Origin of the sequence: Brevundimonas vesicularis, from assembly GCF_032067225.1 — a bacterium.
GTDB classification, from domain to species: domain Bacteria; phylum Pseudomonadota; class Alphaproteobacteria; order Caulobacterales; family Caulobacteraceae; genus Brevundimonas; species Brevundimonas vesicularis_F.
In genome coordinates this window covers 22,103-38,365 of record NZ_DAMBJX010000030.1, presented here as the reverse complement: position 1 = coordinate 38,365, position 16,263 = coordinate 22,103, and the positions used below count along the sequence as shown (strand labels likewise).

The following is a 16,263-nucleotide window of genomic DNA, read 5'->3' as shown; positions in this document are numbered from 1 at the left end:
CCTGGAAAAGGGCCGAGCCGAGGTCCTGCAAGACCCGCGTCATGCCTCCGGCTTCTGGCGCGAGCGTGGTGCGACTGTTCGGCCCTACCACGACCCTTTGCTGACCGTTCGTGATCATCGCGCGGCCGTTTCCGCCTGTCGTGACGCTGGTTCCGGTCGGTAATACCTGCCCAACCGAGCCGTATGCAGCGGGCCGCGCCGGTATGGCCACGCGAACAACGCCCGCCACTTCCCTGATGCGCCATTCATCCGCCAGAGCCTGGGTCGGGTAGCGCACAAAGAAGAAGAGGATCGCGAAGAATATTGCGTATCGATTGGCCAACACACACTCCAGACATTCTGTTTGATGTTCTGGATATCAGGACGTGCCTGCCAAGCTCTTAACTGGTGATATTAACACGATTTTTAGCCCGAACGCCGTAAATGATCTCCTGTGTTTGGAGAACGGCGTGCGTCATATTTTTTCGACTTCATGGTTAAGAACAATCAGCGTCCTGTGGGGGATGGTGGCGGTGCTGACCATGGCTGTCGCGGGACCGGTTCGCGCGGACGCTGAGCCGGCCTCGACGCCGGACGCCGGATGCGCCGGATGTCTGATCCTGACCAGCATGCTGATCCAGGGGGTGAGCGCCTATCCACTCGCCGATCTCGCCGACACCTATGACCAGCAGTTGGCGCGGCGCGTCTCGGTGGACGATCTCGTGCAGTCGGCCAATGCAATCACCGCTCGTTATCGCAACGACGGATATTTTCTGACCCGCGCCGTCGTCGCCGAAACCGACCCCGCCATCGGCGCCGCCCGCATCGTGGTGTTTGAAGGCTATATCTCGGAACTGAAACTGACCGGCGATGGCGCACGCGCCGTCGAACCGATCCTGAAGCCTTTGGTGAACCAGCGCCCCCTCACCATCGGCGAACTGGATCGCCGCCTGTCCCTGGCGTCCGACGTGCCCGGCGTCAAACTGACCAGCCGCATTGAGCCGATCATCGGCGACCCGGCCCAACACCGCCTGGTTGTCGAGACGGCAATGACCTCGGGCAGCGCCGGCGTGTATGCCGACAATCGCGGTTCCGAAACCCAGGGTCCGTGGCAAGTCTACCTGTCCGGCGCCCGCAACTCGACCTTTATGGCCGGCGACCAGATCACATTGGGCGTGCTGACGGTGCCGGATCGCCCTGACGAACTTACCTATATCGATGCGTCCTACTCTGTCGTCGCGTCCGGAGGCGGCCGCGTCCGCTTTGGCGTATCGGGCTATGAGACGGATGCGCCGCTTCAGAACGCATCGGGCTGGGTCGGGGGGAGCAGCCGCATGGCCTCGGTCACGCTCTCGCATCCTCTGGTCCGTTCGCGCGACAAGAACCTCTGGCTCAACGCGGGACTGGATGTCCGTCGCGTCGAGCAGAACTACGTCGCCACGGGTCGCACCGACGAGACCCTGACCGTGGCGCGGATGTCGGTGGCGGGACAGCGGCGTTCCAGCTCCGGCTGGATGGCCGGCTCAATTCAGCTGTCGAAAGGGATCGACGCCTTTGGCGCCACGACCGAGCGCTCGCCGCTGAATACGCGCTACGACGCGACGGGCGAGTTCTTCAAGGTCAACGCCCAGGTCAGCGCCTATCGCGATCTCAGCAAGTATGTCGGCGTCTATGTCGAGGCCTCAGGCCAATGGTCGGACGACGCCTTGCTCAGCTCCGAAGAGTTCTTCGTCGGCGGCCCGACCTACGGCCGGGCGTATGACTATGGCGAAGCCAGCGGCGACAAGGCCGTCGCCGGGATGATTGAGGCGCGGGTCGGATATGATCCCAAGGGCGACCTTATCACCTTCGCTCAGGCTTTCGCCTTCTTCGACACCGCCAAGGTGTGGAACAAGACGCCTGGTCGCGACTGGTCCGAACAGCTGACGTCTGCCGGCGTCGGTTCACGCATCACCTTCGACCGCAAGGCCACCCTGCGCATCGAGTTCGCCAAACCCCTGTCCCGTGCGCCCTATAACCAAACCGACAAGGGCTGGCGCACCTTCGTGTCGTTGTCGAAACAGTTCTAAGCGCGCGCAGAAGCTCTCGCGATGCGCTGCGGCGCATCGCCAGGCGACACGGCTTGTTCCTTGATCGCCTTGACGATGCTCTACTCTGTCAGGGCCCCTGATCTTTCTCCCTTTGTTCGGCGATGGGAATGGGTCAGGCCCGATGCGCCGCGAACGCGATGATGCGAGCGATTAAGTGCCTCGACCGAAACCGCTGAGCCATCCAAGGTCCCGTGCTTGGCCTGTTAGTTTAGTCCTTCATGCGCCGGGCGGCACGAAGGTCGGACATCAAGGCCAAGTTGTTGTCGGATTAACGAAGGTGGCCCCGTCATTGAGCACTGTACAGCCGCCCGAGACAGAACCTTAACCAATAAATTGAGCTCATTGCTAATCATACAGTCTTAGCAAGATTTAACGTGCAGGGGATAATGTATCGGGACGTCGAGAGAGAACGTCTTATGACCAGTGCTATCCGAAATGGATGTATTGCTACTGCAGCGCTATTTTCAGCCACGCTGTTGATAACGCAGGCGGCGCACGCGGGTCCCCAAAGCGGGTCATTTCGTCTTCGCGCTACAGTGCCACTTTCCTGCTGGGTCAGGTCTGAGACTGTTATGCAAGCAGTGAGCGGTGCCGAAGGCACGGTGACGGAAGCTTGCAATAATCCTGGCGGCTTCACCGTGACAGCCAATTATCGCCAGTTAAGCGGTGATGAAAGCGCGAGTCTGACATATGGCAACAGCGTGCTGGACCTGTCGGAGACCTCTGGCAAGATTGTCAGTCAGTCCACCCGAGCCGCAATACGAAAAATGAACTATCGGTTCGACGCCGTCAAAGTCGAAACCCCCTTGATTGTGGTTCTGACCATCCGCCCGATTTGATGCGCCGACTTCGGCGCTACATCGGTCGGACTGAGATGGTCAGCACATCAGAATAGCGCCCTGCTCGAAGCCCACTCACGCTTTCGACATCAAACCCGAGACTGAAGCGATCGAACCTCTCTTTCCATCCGCCTACCCGCAGCGACGAGGGCTGGTTCAGCTGGTAACGCTCGCCGTCCAGCACCAAGGCGTAGGGCACACTCCAGCCGGTTGCTCCTAGTGATAGACGGCCCTGATTTTCAGAAGAGAAGCTGACGACATATCCCCTGGTACTCTGAACCTGCAGTTGAAGGGGAGACTGATGCAGCCCTTTGGAAAGTTCACCAAGGTCGACTGTTGCTCCAGACCCTGCGCGACGACTAACGGCGCCTGCAAGCTGGATGGCAGTGACAGGACGGACTTGGAGTTCGAGCGAGAGGTCGCGACTCGTCAGGACATCCTGTTCTCGCCCGACCGCCTGTAGCCTGAGTTTCTGGGAGAACGACCCGTCTCCGCGAAGCTGGGAGGCGTCCACCACGAAAGACAATAACCGTGTCACGGTCTCCCCCGGCCCTACAGCGAGAGGACGACCCGTCATCGTTTGCGAGCTTCTGCCGGCACGGGGCGTCAGGTCTCGGCTCGCTTCCTCATCTACTAGCGTATAGGGCACGCGATCAGTTCCGAGGCCAGCCAGGCCATAGGGTTCGTCTAGTAATTCTGCTTCTAGCGCGCCCATGCATGTTCCCGTACCCGAGTTCGTCAGCGCGAGCTGAAACTGCTTGAACGGAACTTCTCCGCCAAACGGATCATAATCCTCTATCGACCACCTGGCGCTCACGACATTCATGATCAACCGGCAGTCTGACGGTTTCGGCGATGTAACCTGAGCCCAGACAGGTGCAGCTGAAAGTGCAGCCAATACGATTGTGAAGAATAAGTTCGCACGCATGGTCGCTTTCCTTGAGCTGATCATTCCGGAACCTTGATGACTTGAAGGTCCAGCAAACCGTCAGTATCGGTCGGAACCTGAAACTCGAAGGCTGTTCCATCGGCGTCGGAAAGGTTGATGCTGTACCGGCCTCCCGGCTTCAAGCCTGAAAGCGCAAATCGGCCAACGCGGTTCGTGAAGACATTAACGGGGGCAGTATCAGGTTCCATCAGCGATCGCATCACGCCAGCCGCCAGTCCAACAGCCTCGCCGTCAGACCGTTGCAATGTGCCGTAGGCCGTAACGAACGCGTCGGTGCCAACCGTTAGTGCAAAGCCGCTTCGGTTTGCGGGCTTGACCCGAAAAATGCCCGATCCGATGTCGTAGCCGCGGGGCGGGTTCACGACATCATAGCGAATCGATTGATCGACGAACGGCGTCAGGAAGCTGAACACGGCGGGGCCAAGAGGCCCAGAACTGGCGATATATCGACCGTCTTCGAGACTATCCCCGATAATCACACGCCGTCCCTGCAGGCTCTGGTGCTCGCCCACAATGGCAAAGCTGTTGTTAATGCGTCGGCCAATTCCGATCCGCCCGCCTGTGATCGCTAGAGACGTACCAACGCTGAGCGTCGTTGCGGTTCGGTCAGACACCGATGAGAAGTCTTCGCCCGTCGCTGATTGTGTGAACGCCACAGTCCCACGATTACCCACATAATCCGCATAGGCCGACACGTTCGCAGGACCGTCGCTGTATCCAACCAAGGCACCGTATCCGATGCTGCCGACACGCCCGTCACCACTCTTAGAATAGCTGGCGACGGCGCTGTTTGTACGTTGATCGTACGCAACCTCACTTCGACGCTGGAAGTCTGGTTGCCAAGTGATGGAGAATCTGAGCCCGATTTCCTGGCGGTCTCTAGAGCGAAACGCTGTTCGACCATAATCCGCTCCGATCGACGCGCGCACCCGAGGCGTAACTCTATAGTTTGCCGTCGTCGTCACACGCCAAGTGGGATCGAGATCCATTCGAAAGGTCTGATAGGTCGCATTGACCGTTCCATAGAGCCTTGCTGAAAAGTATCGGCTGTATTGTGCTGAAGCTGACCACTCCGAGAAATTTTGCAGCGCAATATTACCCAAGGTCGAAAAACGCTCGGACATAAAGTCTGCTTGGACCGTCAGATAGTCAGCCTGTTCCCCTCTATCGAACTGACGATCATAGCTAATACCTGCGGCATACCCGGCGCCAGATTCGCTGTTGCTGGCTGCTGCGTTGAATTGTAATCGCGATCCATCTCGCAAGATCAACTGGGTTTCGCCATATAGCCCTTGGACGGCCTCGCTCAGTTGAAGCCCCACGCCTACTGCGGGCCTGTCGACGAAAGCCTTTCGGTAGAACCCGGTGAAGGCCGGATCGCCATCATAAGTAGGCGAGCCGAAGAAGCTCTTCGACGAAACGCCGAGAAACGCGCCGTACTCGAAGTCTCCGGGCTCGAGGTCGATCGGGTCGAGATAGGCTGAGTAGTTGAGTAGTTGCGTTCGTCCGGCCAAGTCGCGGATCCTGACCTCAACGTCGTTGCTCCCGGCAAGCAGAGGCAGCGAACTGAGGTCGTACGGGCCGGCATCGAGCTGAAGCTCACGAAAAACCACGCCGTTGCGCAGAATGGTGACAGTAGAATCCTGTTCCAGTAGCAGTTGCCGACTGCCCTGAAGGATGTCGCTGCGGAAGGCATTGAAGCGCCTGCGCTGGCGCGAAACACCAATACCGCCTAGCGGCACATAGCCTTGCCGACCGCGAAACTCGGGGTCCAGATCGCCCAGGTACCAGCGTCGATAAGCTTCGGGTTCATCATAGACCAACCGCGCGTACCGCCTGTCGAACTCGGTTGTTCCGTCGACACCTCGTCCCCCCCGAGCTTCCGCCTCGAAAACAATATTTCCAAATCTGATTGCTCCCGAAACCAGGCCGGCCGGATCAATCTGGCCGTCCTGCGCGGTGGCGAAGGCATCTAGATTCACATAGGCAGAAAATGGTTCGGGCTGAATCGATGACTCAGGCTGCCGTGTGCCGGCAGCAAATATCTCTCCCCTTGACCGCCGCGCAGGATCAATCCTCAGAATGGCTACGGACAGCGTCGAAGGGTCATAAGCAAGAGAGACGCCAGCGGGCGAAATATCCTCACTTTCAAATATCAAACGCTCGCCGATCAGCGATGTGATCTCCGCCAAGGCTTCCGGATTGACAACATCACGCAGCAGATCAAGGAAGGTCGTGCGCTCGATCAAAACGCGGTCATCAGCCGTCAAGGTGATAGGGAGTTCACCCAGTGCGCGCCGTCCGAATAGAAGCGGCGCAGTGATCTGCAAATCCCGGTCATACGGATTTACATTGGGTCTTTGGAAACCCTGCGCGCCGGACGACTGCATCGACGGATCAGGCTGCGTCTTTGGAGCAGCCTCGACTGAAACCGGCGGGTTTAAATCGTAAGCCGGCGCAGTTTTCACGACCGCGTCTGTGTAGTCGCCCCCAAGCGCGACGAGGGCCAGGGCGACCCCCGCTATCATCCCGCGAAACTCAGTTTGATCGGCCCATCGCCAAACGCCTGTCCCGTTGGAACCGTCAGAACTCGCTCCCCGCCTTGCGGAGGGACATAACCAACTCCAACCGCTCCGCTAATCTGACCAGCAGAAAGCGTGATTTTCAGAGGCTGGCCAGACCGGTCGGTGCCGTCAAGGATCCAGTTGACACCGCTCATGACCGCATGGCGCTGGCCAGTATTCCGCAAACGAACCTTGACGACAGGCACTGGAGATGCGTCCACGGCCGGAGTCGGCGTGGCGGGGGTGCCAGTGATAGCTTCGATCGACGTCTGCGTCGTGGCGGGCACTGCCGGCTGCTTAATTTCCGCGGCCTCAACCGAGACGACCTGCACGCTGGATTCCGTGTTGGGCGGCGCCACGATGATCAGCGTCTTCATATGATACACGACCTGAACCGCAGCGCTTCCCAGGTCGGTTGATCGGGACTCGAAGTCGACGGGGAGCTGTCTGATCTCCATGTAATAAGCCATCGAGGCAGAGGCCGCTGGATCGCCGATCCACTGAGCTCGGATGATTTGTCGAGCACCGGGTGCCGCAACCCCTTGCGGCGGGAAGACTAGGAAGTCTTCGTCAGCCGGGGTCTCGGTGATCGTCCCGTCAGCATTGAAGGTTATGCGCGTGATGCTGGTTTCATACGGTAGAGGCGTAGACGCGATATTCTGCACTTCAATACGGGCCGACGCGCCAGCACCAAGAGTGCTGATTTCGCTGACCATAGGCGATACTCTCATAGCCCACGCACTGCCGGCCAAGGCACAAAAGATGGCCACCAACATCATCAAGCCGATAGGCAAAAATCTGAACCGGAGCGAAACTGACATGCGTGCTCTCAAGCAAGCGCCGAGCCGATAGCGGCGGCAACGATATTCGGGGCGAAACATGAAAGGAGGGTATCCGAAGACACCCTCCTTTCGGTCTTATCGTAGTGCTTAGATGTCGGTGTCGAAGCGAACGGTGATCACGTCCTCATACGTGCCAGCCACCAGACCCTTGCCAGGCTTGCCTGCGAAGAAGCGCATGCTCAGACCCGAGCGCCACGCTCCCAGAGTTTTCTGTTCTGCATCGTCGCCCGAAGCGACAGTGAGGTTCGTTTCGCCGCCGGCCTGGAAAGTCGCCGTGACCGAATAGGGGATGTTTGCTTGGAACTGGTTGCTGTCAAAGGCGCCGGGAGCACTGTTGACCAAGCCACGAACGCCATTTGTCTTGGTGATGCTCATGGTATTAGCCGTGTTGCATCCTGCGGTGCCGCTGGCGATCGTGAGCACAATGTTATCGCGTAGGTCGAAGACGGTATCCGAACCCAGGTTCGATTGGCCTTCAACGCCGATCTCGCCCAGATCGATGACCTGCTGGCTGCCGTTGCCGCCACCGGTAAACAGTACGCAGTCGGCCGGCACGAAGCCGGTGATGCGCCAGCTGTTGGTTTGGGCGTCGTTAAGCTCAAGCGTCGACGCCGTCGCCGTGCCGTTCGAGTTCTGACCGCGGACCGTATAGGTCGTGACGGGATTACTGCCGCCGCGCGAGCTGTTCGTCGTCACGTTGACGTTGCTGGTCTGAGCCGCCGCAACCGAAGCGGTCAGCGTCATGGCGAGGACGGCGGCGCCGCCAAGCAAGCTGGTGATCGTTTTCATAGGGTGTTTCCGTATTTGTAAGGATGAAATGTCGGGTAACCGAAAATAATGACGGCCCCCACATCCTGGTTGATAAAATATTAAATAACGCCGGTCAACTCAAAACGTACCTAAAACAAGTAAATCCGAACATCTGACCTTGAAACAACAGGAACAACATCTACGCCTACTGTCACGCAGACGAGTTCTTTCGTGCCTCAAATTTTTTGGCGTGTTTTTACTACAGGCCGACACGCAAAGTCATTGTTATGACGTCGCTATACACGCCCGCGAGCAGGCCGGGAGCCGGAGGCGACAACGTGGACAATGTGATGAGGCCATCGCCAGCGGAGATGTGATCGCCCGTGTTGATTACAGCACCCATTCCTGACATCTGACCGGAAGTGAAGGTGCGCTGAACGACACGAGAAGAGGCCGCCCCCTGCAACGGAAGCGCGACGTTCAAGGCGTAATCAAGAGTGCCCGCAAAGCCACCCTGACCTTGCGGACTGAGCTCATGCCTCAACCCACCACCCGACTGAAATTCCAGCTCGAACGGCACATTGCACGACAGCGCGAAACCCATTTTGATGGTACGCGCACCCGAACTTAAATCCCCCAAATCCACATCGGAAATGTCAGGAAGCTCGCAAAGCGATCGAATATCTCCCTCGACTACGACCGCTATTTCATTGCGAGCGGGCTGCGAAGAGCCGCGATCAGCAGCGGACAACGGCCCCGCCGCCCCACAACCTAGAGCTGAAGCAGCACACAGCACAACAACCCGTGATGCTGCATTTCTGCGCGAGCGCTTGATCGCCATTCCCAACCCCTGCCCTAGGCACCTCCCCGGCACCCGTCTTGGTCGTTACCCTTCAAAAGCCGGGCCATGCCAATTTGGGACACCTTTGGCCGCATTATCGGGCGAAAAGCAACAGAAATTAACACTTTCTTAACCAAATCACAAAGTTGGACCTATGCGGCATTAAGCTTTGCAAGCCACCCGCTCGAATCCATCAGCTTGAAAACCGCTACGTGTGCCAATGTGGCAATGCGCAACTACCTTGGCTCTGGAGTGTTCTGATCTACCGGTTAGACCGGGTTGGAACCGCTGTGCGCGCTGCCGGCGCTAAGGAGGCCTCAGCCGACGGTCGCATTGTTCACGTCATCGGGAGAGCCAAAAGCCGTCTTCTGGCCCACCCACGATCCGCCCGAGGCGTGCGTGAAGGTGGCGATCAGCTACGATTCAGAGACCTGACGTTGTGCTGAACTCATGTCGCGACGACACGACGCCTAACGACATCCGATACAGCAATCAGTGCGCCCAGTGCGGCAGCAGCGCCACCCCTGTACGGGCGAAGCTACCACAGGCGCAGCGCTTTACTTCGCTTGGCGACATACGCGACGATGGTCTGCGAGCGATGCGACAACCAACGTCCGCAGATCGTCATTCAAGGACACCATCTCAACGGGGGCCAGCTGACGGAGTTATGGCGCTGGTTGCCGACGGACCGAACATGACTTTGGAAGAGTTCGACGCCCTGATCGAGGCGGCGATCCGCCTCTACTTGGTCATCATGAACCACGGGATCGATGATTTCGGCTTCATGACCTGATGGAATGTGCGTTGGGCGCGATCAATGCCCTCTTCGAGAATCGCAGTGAAATCAGGACTGGCGATTTTCAGCAGTTTTTCAAAGGTCAGACGATTTTCGGCGTTCGCTGCATTTCCTGTGTGGTGGAACCAGATTTTCGGCGCGATCGTAACCCTGCGAAACTCACCATCACGGCACTTTTTCACCTTCGGTTTGGCTTCTAAGTCGATAACCCCTTGGTCTAGAAACTGGTCAATGTGGACAATCAACGCCACACGACCATCCGACCCGTCAGGTTGTTGGACCTGAAGATGCAGATCAGTCCCTTGGTTCTTCATGAAAGCGCCATGCGAGACACCAATAAACCCACCGCCTAGAGCCTTATCGACGCGCGATACGAAGTCACTGTTGCTATTCGCCTCATCCGTAAAGGCACGGCGGATGCCTCTGTAAGTGATGCCTTTCGGCGTTCGTTCATAGTCCATATTCGAGACCTCCCGTGCTTAACTCTGACCGTTAAGCAAGACGCGATCCATGCAGCGAAGGGGGGCGGCTGGGGGTGACCCCCCCAGCCCCTGCCGCCCCCCTTTCCTTCGGACCTCAATAGTCCCGAATTGGCGTACGTCGAGTCACAGTTGATTGGTAAAGTGACTCAAAATCTCAGGCTGCGTCAGGGTTTGGGCGGCGCGGATGACTAACGTGACTCCTTTTGCACAGTCATGGTTGACGTTTGGCCTCGCCCTCGCCGGCGTGCCAATAAGGGCTGGTCAGGCGATGCCAACCGGACCCCGGAACCCGCATCACCTATCGCTGGAAGGAATATCACTCCGGCTGACTGAAGCGTGGACACCATAAGCTTGGCATTTGCCGCGTTGATTGGCGCCGGCCCGTTGCCACCCTCCGCGCGCTTAATCGTGTTCGGAGCGAGCCCTGTGCGCTCAGCCAGATCCAGCACGGACATGTTCACCAACCCTCGAGCGGCCCGTAACTGCGCTCCTGTCGGGTGATCGGCAGGCTTCGATCTCGCTGCGTTCATTATTCAATTTGACTCTTAGGACCAAGTTTGAATTTTTGGACTCATTCTGATGAAGGAGTCTTACATGACTGTTTACGATCCGCCCAACGCTTGGTGCCCGATCCACGGCGCCCGCCTACAGCGCTCGACTTGTGCGAAGTGGAACGCCGCCTACATGCGGCGCTATCTCAAGATGCAACGACAGGCGACTCCTGCGGTCGCGCTGCATAGCCGTGCCCGCCAGCGTGCCGCCCGACGAGGTTTGCCGTTCGATCTGGACGTGCGCGACGTCATTGTTCCTCCGGTCTGCCCCGCGCTGGGCGTTCCGCTTATCGTTGGCGGGAAGCGATCGCCCTTTTCGCCGTCGCTGGATCGCATCCGCCCCGCGCTTGGCTACGTCCGTGGCAACACTCGCGTGATTTCTGACGGTGCAAACCGTCTTAAAGGAAACCTAGATGTTAGCGCACTGATTAAGCGCGCTGTGGCGACGGTCGAGCGCCGCAACGAGTACCTGCGCCTAGCAGCCTACCTCGACCGGGAACTTCTGCTTGCCGACGTGCGGCGTAAGGCGGCGCTTGAGGGGCGCGCCGGTGAGGAATGGGCGAAGGTGGCCAACTTCCTGGAGGCGGCGTTCGTTCGCGCTGATTGGAAGCGCTGATGCCCAACCAAGTTGATTACAGCGAAGGTTTGCAGCGCTATTTTATGGCTGTCGAGGTCACTCCAGGCCACCAGCGCGTCCTCGTCGGCACCAAGTCGCTCGAAGACGGCTGGGTCATGTCGATCATCAAGATCGATGGGTGCACCAGTGAAGCTGAAGCTGTCTGGCTCGGCCAATGCGTTCAGTCTGACCTGATTGACTACATCAGCATTGCTAACGACGAGGTCACGCCCCTTGAGGCGGTCATGGTCGAGTTCGGTCAGATCCCTCCCGGCGCCTGCTGGACTGTCGCCGTCTATGTAACTTTGGCGTCGTCCGAGGAAGCCGCCGCGATGTTCGATTTCATGACGGCCTATGCCACCACACCCGCCACATGGGGGCACTAAACAAAAGCGACGCGATTGCAGAAAATTCCTTTACAATAACAGTATGTTAATTCAGACCCACCGTTGCTTATTCAGCAGGGTCTGCTATAACCAACCTTCGATCACGTTCTCCCTCGGCAGTGACGACAACCGAGGGAGGCACCGCTCAATCCCGAGCCCGCACACCTATTGTCTGTCGTCAAATGCGCCCTCGCCCCTCCCCGTCCGCCGACAAGGCGTCAACAGATTGGTCGCAACTTAAGGCCGTCGCCTTTCACCTGTTGCCCTCGGGACAGATCGACCAAGAAGGCCGACCGTCCGCACTCCCAGCGTTCTGGCCGCTGCTGCTCACGAAGGAGCAGTTGAGCGCCTACCTGGCGCTGTCGTGGTCCACGATTTCCAAGATTTGCACGGTGGCTCCTGTTGATGTGGGAGCCACAGTGATCCGCTACAACCGTTTTCAGATCGATGAATGGGTTGCGAGCCTGCCGCCGAAAACGATCAAACACGCTGCGCCAGCGGCTCCGTCGCTTTCGAACATCGAGGCCGAAAGCGACGAACGTCGAACCTCCGCGCTGGATAAGGTTCGGGCCCGTACCCTTAATCGTCTGAGCCAAAGCCGCCAGTCACTGAATGATGAAGCGCGCGATGGATAAGGTTAAATACGTCCAGCGCGTCCGACGCCCGGACGGCACCGTCGATCTCTATTTTCGCAAAGGGAACCACCGTGAGGGCCCTCTGCGGTCACTCGATGGGTCCCCAGAACTGAAGGCCGAGGTCGATGCGATTCTCGCTCGACTGGCCAGGGCGCAAGCCGCTCAGACGCCGAGGGCAGGGACTGTAGGCGGCGCTATCCAGCGCTACAGGAAGTCCGCCGATTTTATCGGGCTCGCCCAGTCGACACAGATAGAATACGGGCGCCTACTCAATGAGATCGAGGTCGATGTCGGCGACGTTCGCCTCGCTGAAGTTGATAAGGGCTGGGTCAGAGACCTGCGCGACCTTTGGGCGCCGCGCGGCCATAAAGCCACGAATGACCGCGTTCAGATGCTCAAAAATGCCCTGAAGCCGGCCATTGAGGACGACCGCATAAAGACCAACCCTTTCTTGGGGCTGAAAAAGCTGGCTCCGCCTCATGACGCTGATGACGTGAACCTTGCCTGGACAGACGAGGAAGTGGACGCGTTCATCGCGCTAGCCCTTAGGCGCGACATGCCGGGCCTGGCCCGTGCCGTGGCTCTAGGGCGCTGGGGCGGCTTCCGTCGGGGTACAATCTGCAACATCCCGCTGAGCGCTCGGATCATCGCGCAAGATGATGACGGTTTGCCCCAGCGCCGGCTCTACTGGACGACCGAGAAGCGTAAGGTTTTGTGCGACAAACGTGAAGACAGCCGCCTCTCTGCTTTTTTGGAGAGCACGCCCACCAAAGCTCTTACCATTGCATACAACCAACGCGGCCACCCCTGGAAGGTGCGCGCTCTTAATCAGGCTGTCACCCGCCTGGCCATTGCGCTGGCTAAGACCAAGCGCGCTCGTCCCAATCTTACACCTCATGGCCTGCGCCATGCCCGTGGGCTTGAACTCGCGTACGCAGGTGCATCTGATGCCGAAATCATGGCGCAGCTTGAACACACCACCGAACGAGCGGCGCGGATTTACCGCCGGCAGGCGCAGCGTCGCCGCATGGCGGACAGCGGGCAGGACCGAGTCGATAATGTCGTAGCGCTCAAGGCAGAGAGAAAACGGTCTCCGAACGGGACGTAAACGCAGACTGTAACGAAGGGTGTAAAACGACTGTAACGGCGCGGATAAAAACACGCGCCTCATCCACCAAGTCGTTGAAAAAGATGGCGCACCCGGAGCGATTCGAACGCCCGACCCTCAGATTCGTAGTCTGATGCTCTATCCAGCTGAGCTACGGGTGCGGCTGCCTTGCGGCGAGGGCGGGTCTTTAGCCGGTGGATCGGGCGGACGCAAGCGGGGGAATGCAGTTTCTGCGTCTGAAGCGGTTGGCGTGGCGGCTGCGACGGCTTAGGCCTGTGTGACGCTCCCCTGCTTTCGGATCTTCCATGCGTTTTTTCCGTCGCCAGATCGCAGTTGTGCTGGTTCCCGTCCTCATGGCGGGATGCCAGACCGCGACAGACATCCACGGCGCGCCCTCGCCGATGACAGCGTCGCCGCCGGCCGTGTCGGCCCCATCACCTGCCGCATCGCCCGCTCGGGGGCCGTTCGTCGCGGCGGCGAATCCGCTGGCGGTCGAGGCGGGGATGACTGTGCTCCGGCGCGGCGGATCGGCCGTGGATGCGGCGGTGGCGATCCAGGCGGTTCTGGGCCTGGTGGAGCCGCAGTCTTCAGGCCTGGGGGGCGGGGCCTTCCTGACGAGCTATGACGCCGAGACCGGGACCGTCACGGCCTATGACGGGCGCGAGACAGCGCCGGCGTCAGCGACGCCCGAATTGTTCTATGAGGACGGCAAGCCCCTGCCCTTCATCGACGCAGTGCTGTCGGGCCGCTCGACCGGGGCGCCGGGGGCGGTGGCCATGCTGGCGATGGCGCAGAAGGATCATGGAAAGTTGGCCTGGCGTGATCTGTTCGGGGACGCCGAACGGCTGGCGCGCGACGGGTTCACGGTCAGCCCGCGTCTGGCCGGCATGATCAATGGACGCAGTCCGCAGGCGCGGACCCGCTGGGCCAGCGCCTATTTCACCAAGCCGGACGGCACGCGGTATCAGGCGGGCGATACGTTGAAGAACCCCGCCTACGCCGACACGGTCGCGCGATTGGCGCAGCAGGGGCCGGGCGTCGTCTATGGCGGACCGATCGGGCGCGACATCGCGGCGGCGGTTCGCGAAGGACCGCGTCCCGGCGGTCTGACCGAGGCGGACATCGCCGGCTATCGACCACTTCGCCGCGACGCCCTTTGCCGGCCCTATCAGGCCTATGTGATCTGCGTGCCGCCGCCGCCGTCCAGCGGGGTGGCGTTGCTGCAGTTCCTGGCCATGGCCGAGGCGACGCCCGATCTGGACAAGGGGGCCAGGAGCCCTGAGGCCTGGGTCGCGTTCGGGCGGTTGCAGCGGCTGATGTATGCCGACCGGGACCGATACATCGGCGACAACGACTTCGTCGGCGTGCCCATCGCCGGGCTTCTGGATCGCGACTATGTCGCGTCGCGCGCGGCCCTGGCCCCGCAGGTGAACGGCCCGGTCGAGGCCGGCGCCCCGACGGGATCGCCGCCGCGCGGGGTCGATCAGACGGCCGAGCCGGGCGGCACCTCGCACATGGTCGTGGTGGACGCCTGGGGGAATGCGGTCAGCATGACCACGACGGTTGAGAGCATCTTCGGCAATGGGCGGATGGTCGGGGGTTTCTTCCTGAACAATCAGCTGACGGACTTCTCCTTCACGCCGCAGGAGGACGGACATCCGGCCGCCAATGCCGTGGCGGCGGGCAAGCGGCCGCGCTCGTCGATGACGCCAGTGCTGATCCTGGATCGTCAGGGGCAACTGGTCGGGGCCATCGGCTCGCCAGGCGGGTCCAGCATCCTGGCCTATGTCGCCAAGGCCCTGGTCGGGACGATGGACTGGGGCCTGTCGATGCAGGAGGCGATCGCCCTGCCCAATCTGGTGGTGCGAGGCGAGATGGTCGGGGCCGACACCGACATGATCGCGCCCGATATCCGCGACGCCTTGGCGACGGCGGGCATGGCCCTGAAGCCCAACGCCACCGAGACCTCAGGCCTGCATGGCGCAATCTGGCGGGACGGTCGCTGGGACGGCGGGGCCGATCCGCGTCGCGAGGGCGTGGCGCTCTCGGAGATTCGTTAAAGGTTCAGCGGCCGGGACGGATCGACAGCTGGAAGGCCAGCAGGCCTTCGCTGACGTCGGTGTCCAGGCCGTTCATGCCGCGCAGACCCTTGCCGGCGTCGATCTCGCGATAGACGACGCCGAACGAGGTCTGCATGTCGCCCTTGCGATAGGCCACGCCGATCGAGGCGTCGCCGAGGAAGCTGCCCTTGTCCTGGGTATAGCCGGAGCGAGCGTAGTCGCCGTCGCGGGTGCGGGCGAAGTTGTAGCCCACGGCCCGGCCCGATCCGGCGGCGTACAGATACCAGCGCGGCCGATCGCCGAACCGTTCGCGTCCGTTGGGAGCCAGACGATCCAGCCCCTCGCCGATCTTGAGCGTGACGCCGGCCTCGGCCGAACGGCCTTCGCTGCCGACGCCCAGGCCCGCGTGGGGCGTCAGGCTGACCTCCAGGCCCGAGGCGGTATGACCGCGTGCGCCTCGGAAACCGCGCACATAGCGCAGGTCATAGGCGTCGGGGTCCAGTTCGGCCCGATCGACGGGCGTGACTGGCAGGGGCGAGCCGTCGGCACGGCGCAGACGACCGGCGGTCTCGAGCGTCACCCGGTCGGTGAAGTCGGTGCGATCAATCCAGACGTCGTTGCGCGTGCTGGCGGACAGGCCGGATCGGTCGTCGGAACGGAAGGCGGTCGGGATTTCGATCTGGGCGCCGAACCGGGCGTCAGGTGCTACGCGGAAACTCGTCTGTTCAGTCAGGCGCGCCTCGACATCAGGCGAGGCGTCGAAGGCGTTGGGGGC

15 protein-coding genes and 1 tRNA gene are annotated in these 16,263 nt (G+C 60.4%); 7 read left to right on the top strand and 9 right to left on the bottom strand.

The genetic code is table 11. The features are described 5' to 3' along the window. Positions 1–322 (bottom strand): hypothetical protein (locus tag RT123_RS09570; protein ID WP_313008900.1); only part of this gene is annotated, 322 nt, incomplete at its 3' end. Positions 323–521: 199 nt separating this feature from the next. Here RT123_RS09570 and RT123_RS09565 point away from each other — a divergent pair. Further along, positions 522–2,048, top strand: coding sequence for a ShlB/FhaC/HecB family hemolysin secretion/activation protein (locus tag RT123_RS09565; RefSeq protein ID WP_313008903.1), 1,527 nt, complete (start codon positions 522–524; stop codon positions 2,046–2,048). A gap of 593 nt (positions 2,049–2,641) precedes the next feature. Continuing rightward, complete coding sequence (locus RT123_RS09560; RefSeq protein ID WP_137720361.1) at positions 2,642–2,908, top strand: hypothetical protein; 267 nt, start codon at positions 2,642–2,644, stop codon at positions 2,906–2,908. Between the two features lie 16 nt (positions 2,909–2,924). Here RT123_RS09560 and RT123_RS09555 read toward each other — a convergent pair whose 3' ends face one another. From RT123_RS09555 to RT123_RS09530, 6 genes are all read right to left on the bottom strand, one after another. Next, positions 2,925–3,740 (bottom strand): hypothetical protein, encoded by an 816-nt coding sequence (locus tag RT123_RS09555; protein ID WP_313008898.1) that lies wholly within the window; start codon positions 3,738–3,740, stop codon positions 2,925–2,927. A gap of 116 nt (positions 3,741–3,856) precedes the next feature. Next, entirely contained in the window at positions 3,857–6,325 is a 2,469-nt protein-coding gene (locus RT123_RS09550) for a fimbria/pilus outer membrane usher protein (RefSeq protein WP_313008897.1), read from the bottom strand. A 56-nt stretch (positions 6,326–6,381) separates the two neighbouring features. Next, positions 6,382–7,137 carry a hypothetical protein gene (locus RT123_RS09545; RefSeq protein ID WP_313008894.1) on the bottom strand — a complete coding sequence of 252 codons (756 nt, stop codon included), beginning with the start codon at positions 7,135–7,137 and terminating at the stop codon, positions 6,382–6,384. A gap of 213 nt (positions 7,138–7,350) precedes the next feature. Then, positions 7,351–8,052, bottom strand: a complete 702-nt coding sequence (locus tag RT123_RS09540; RefSeq protein WP_313008893.1) for a hypothetical protein — start codon at positions 8,050–8,052, stop codon at positions 7,351–7,353. A gap of 220 nt (positions 8,053–8,272) precedes the next feature. Continuing rightward, positions 8,273–8,854, bottom strand: coding sequence for a hypothetical protein (locus RT123_RS09535; RefSeq protein WP_313008891.1), 582 nt, complete (start codon positions 8,852–8,854; stop codon positions 8,273–8,275). Between the two features lie 741 nt (positions 8,855–9,595). Further along, positions 9,596–10,111 carry a hypothetical protein gene (locus RT123_RS09530; RefSeq protein ID WP_313008890.1) on the bottom strand — a complete coding sequence of 172 codons (516 nt, stop codon included), beginning with the start codon at positions 10,109–10,111 and terminating at the stop codon, positions 9,596–9,598. Positions 10,112–10,726: 615 nt separating this feature from the next. Between RT123_RS09530 and RT123_RS09525 the strand changes: the two genes are divergently transcribed. From RT123_RS09525 to RT123_RS09510, 4 genes are all read left to right on the top strand, one after another. Further along, positions 10,727–11,299: a hypothetical protein gene (locus RT123_RS09525; protein ID WP_313008889.1), complete on the top strand. Its 573-nt coding sequence runs from the start codon at positions 10,727–10,729 to the stop codon at positions 11,297–11,299. Continuing rightward, positions 11,299–11,685, top strand: coding sequence for a hypothetical protein (locus tag RT123_RS09520; protein WP_313008888.1), 387 nt, complete (start codon positions 11,299–11,301; stop codon positions 11,683–11,685). The genes RT123_RS09525 and RT123_RS09520 overlap by 1 nt, the downstream gene beginning before the upstream one ends. Positions 11,686–12,026: 341 nt before the next feature. After that, positions 12,027–12,320: a hypothetical protein gene (locus RT123_RS09515; RefSeq protein WP_295235136.1), complete on the top strand. Its 294-nt coding sequence runs from the start codon at positions 12,027–12,029 to the stop codon at positions 12,318–12,320. Then, the gene (locus RT123_RS09510) at positions 12,313–13,428 is read left to right on the top strand and encodes a site-specific integrase (RefSeq protein WP_313008887.1); all 1,116 of its coding nucleotides are present in this window, start codon (positions 12,313–12,315) and stop codon (positions 13,426–13,428) included. The genes RT123_RS09515 and RT123_RS09510 overlap by 8 nt, the downstream gene beginning before the upstream one ends. Positions 13,429–13,512: 84 nt before the next feature. Here RT123_RS09510 and RT123_RS09505 read toward each other — a convergent pair. Continuing rightward, a tRNA-Arg gene (locus RT123_RS09505) sits at positions 13,513–13,589 on the bottom strand. A 144-nt stretch (positions 13,590–13,733) separates the two neighbouring features. Here RT123_RS09505 and RT123_RS09500 point away from each other — a divergent pair. After that, the gene (locus tag RT123_RS09500) at positions 13,734–15,488 is read left to right on the top strand and encodes a gamma-glutamyltransferase family protein (protein WP_409514901.1); all 1,755 of its coding nucleotides are present in this window, start codon (positions 13,734–13,736) and stop codon (positions 15,486–15,488) included. A gap of 4 nt (positions 15,489–15,492) precedes the next feature. Here the strand turns inward: RT123_RS09500 and RT123_RS09495 are convergent. Beyond that, on the bottom strand, positions 15,493–16,263 hold a 771-nt coding region (locus tag RT123_RS09495; RefSeq protein ID WP_313008886.1), incomplete at its 5' end, for a lipid A-modifier LpxR family protein.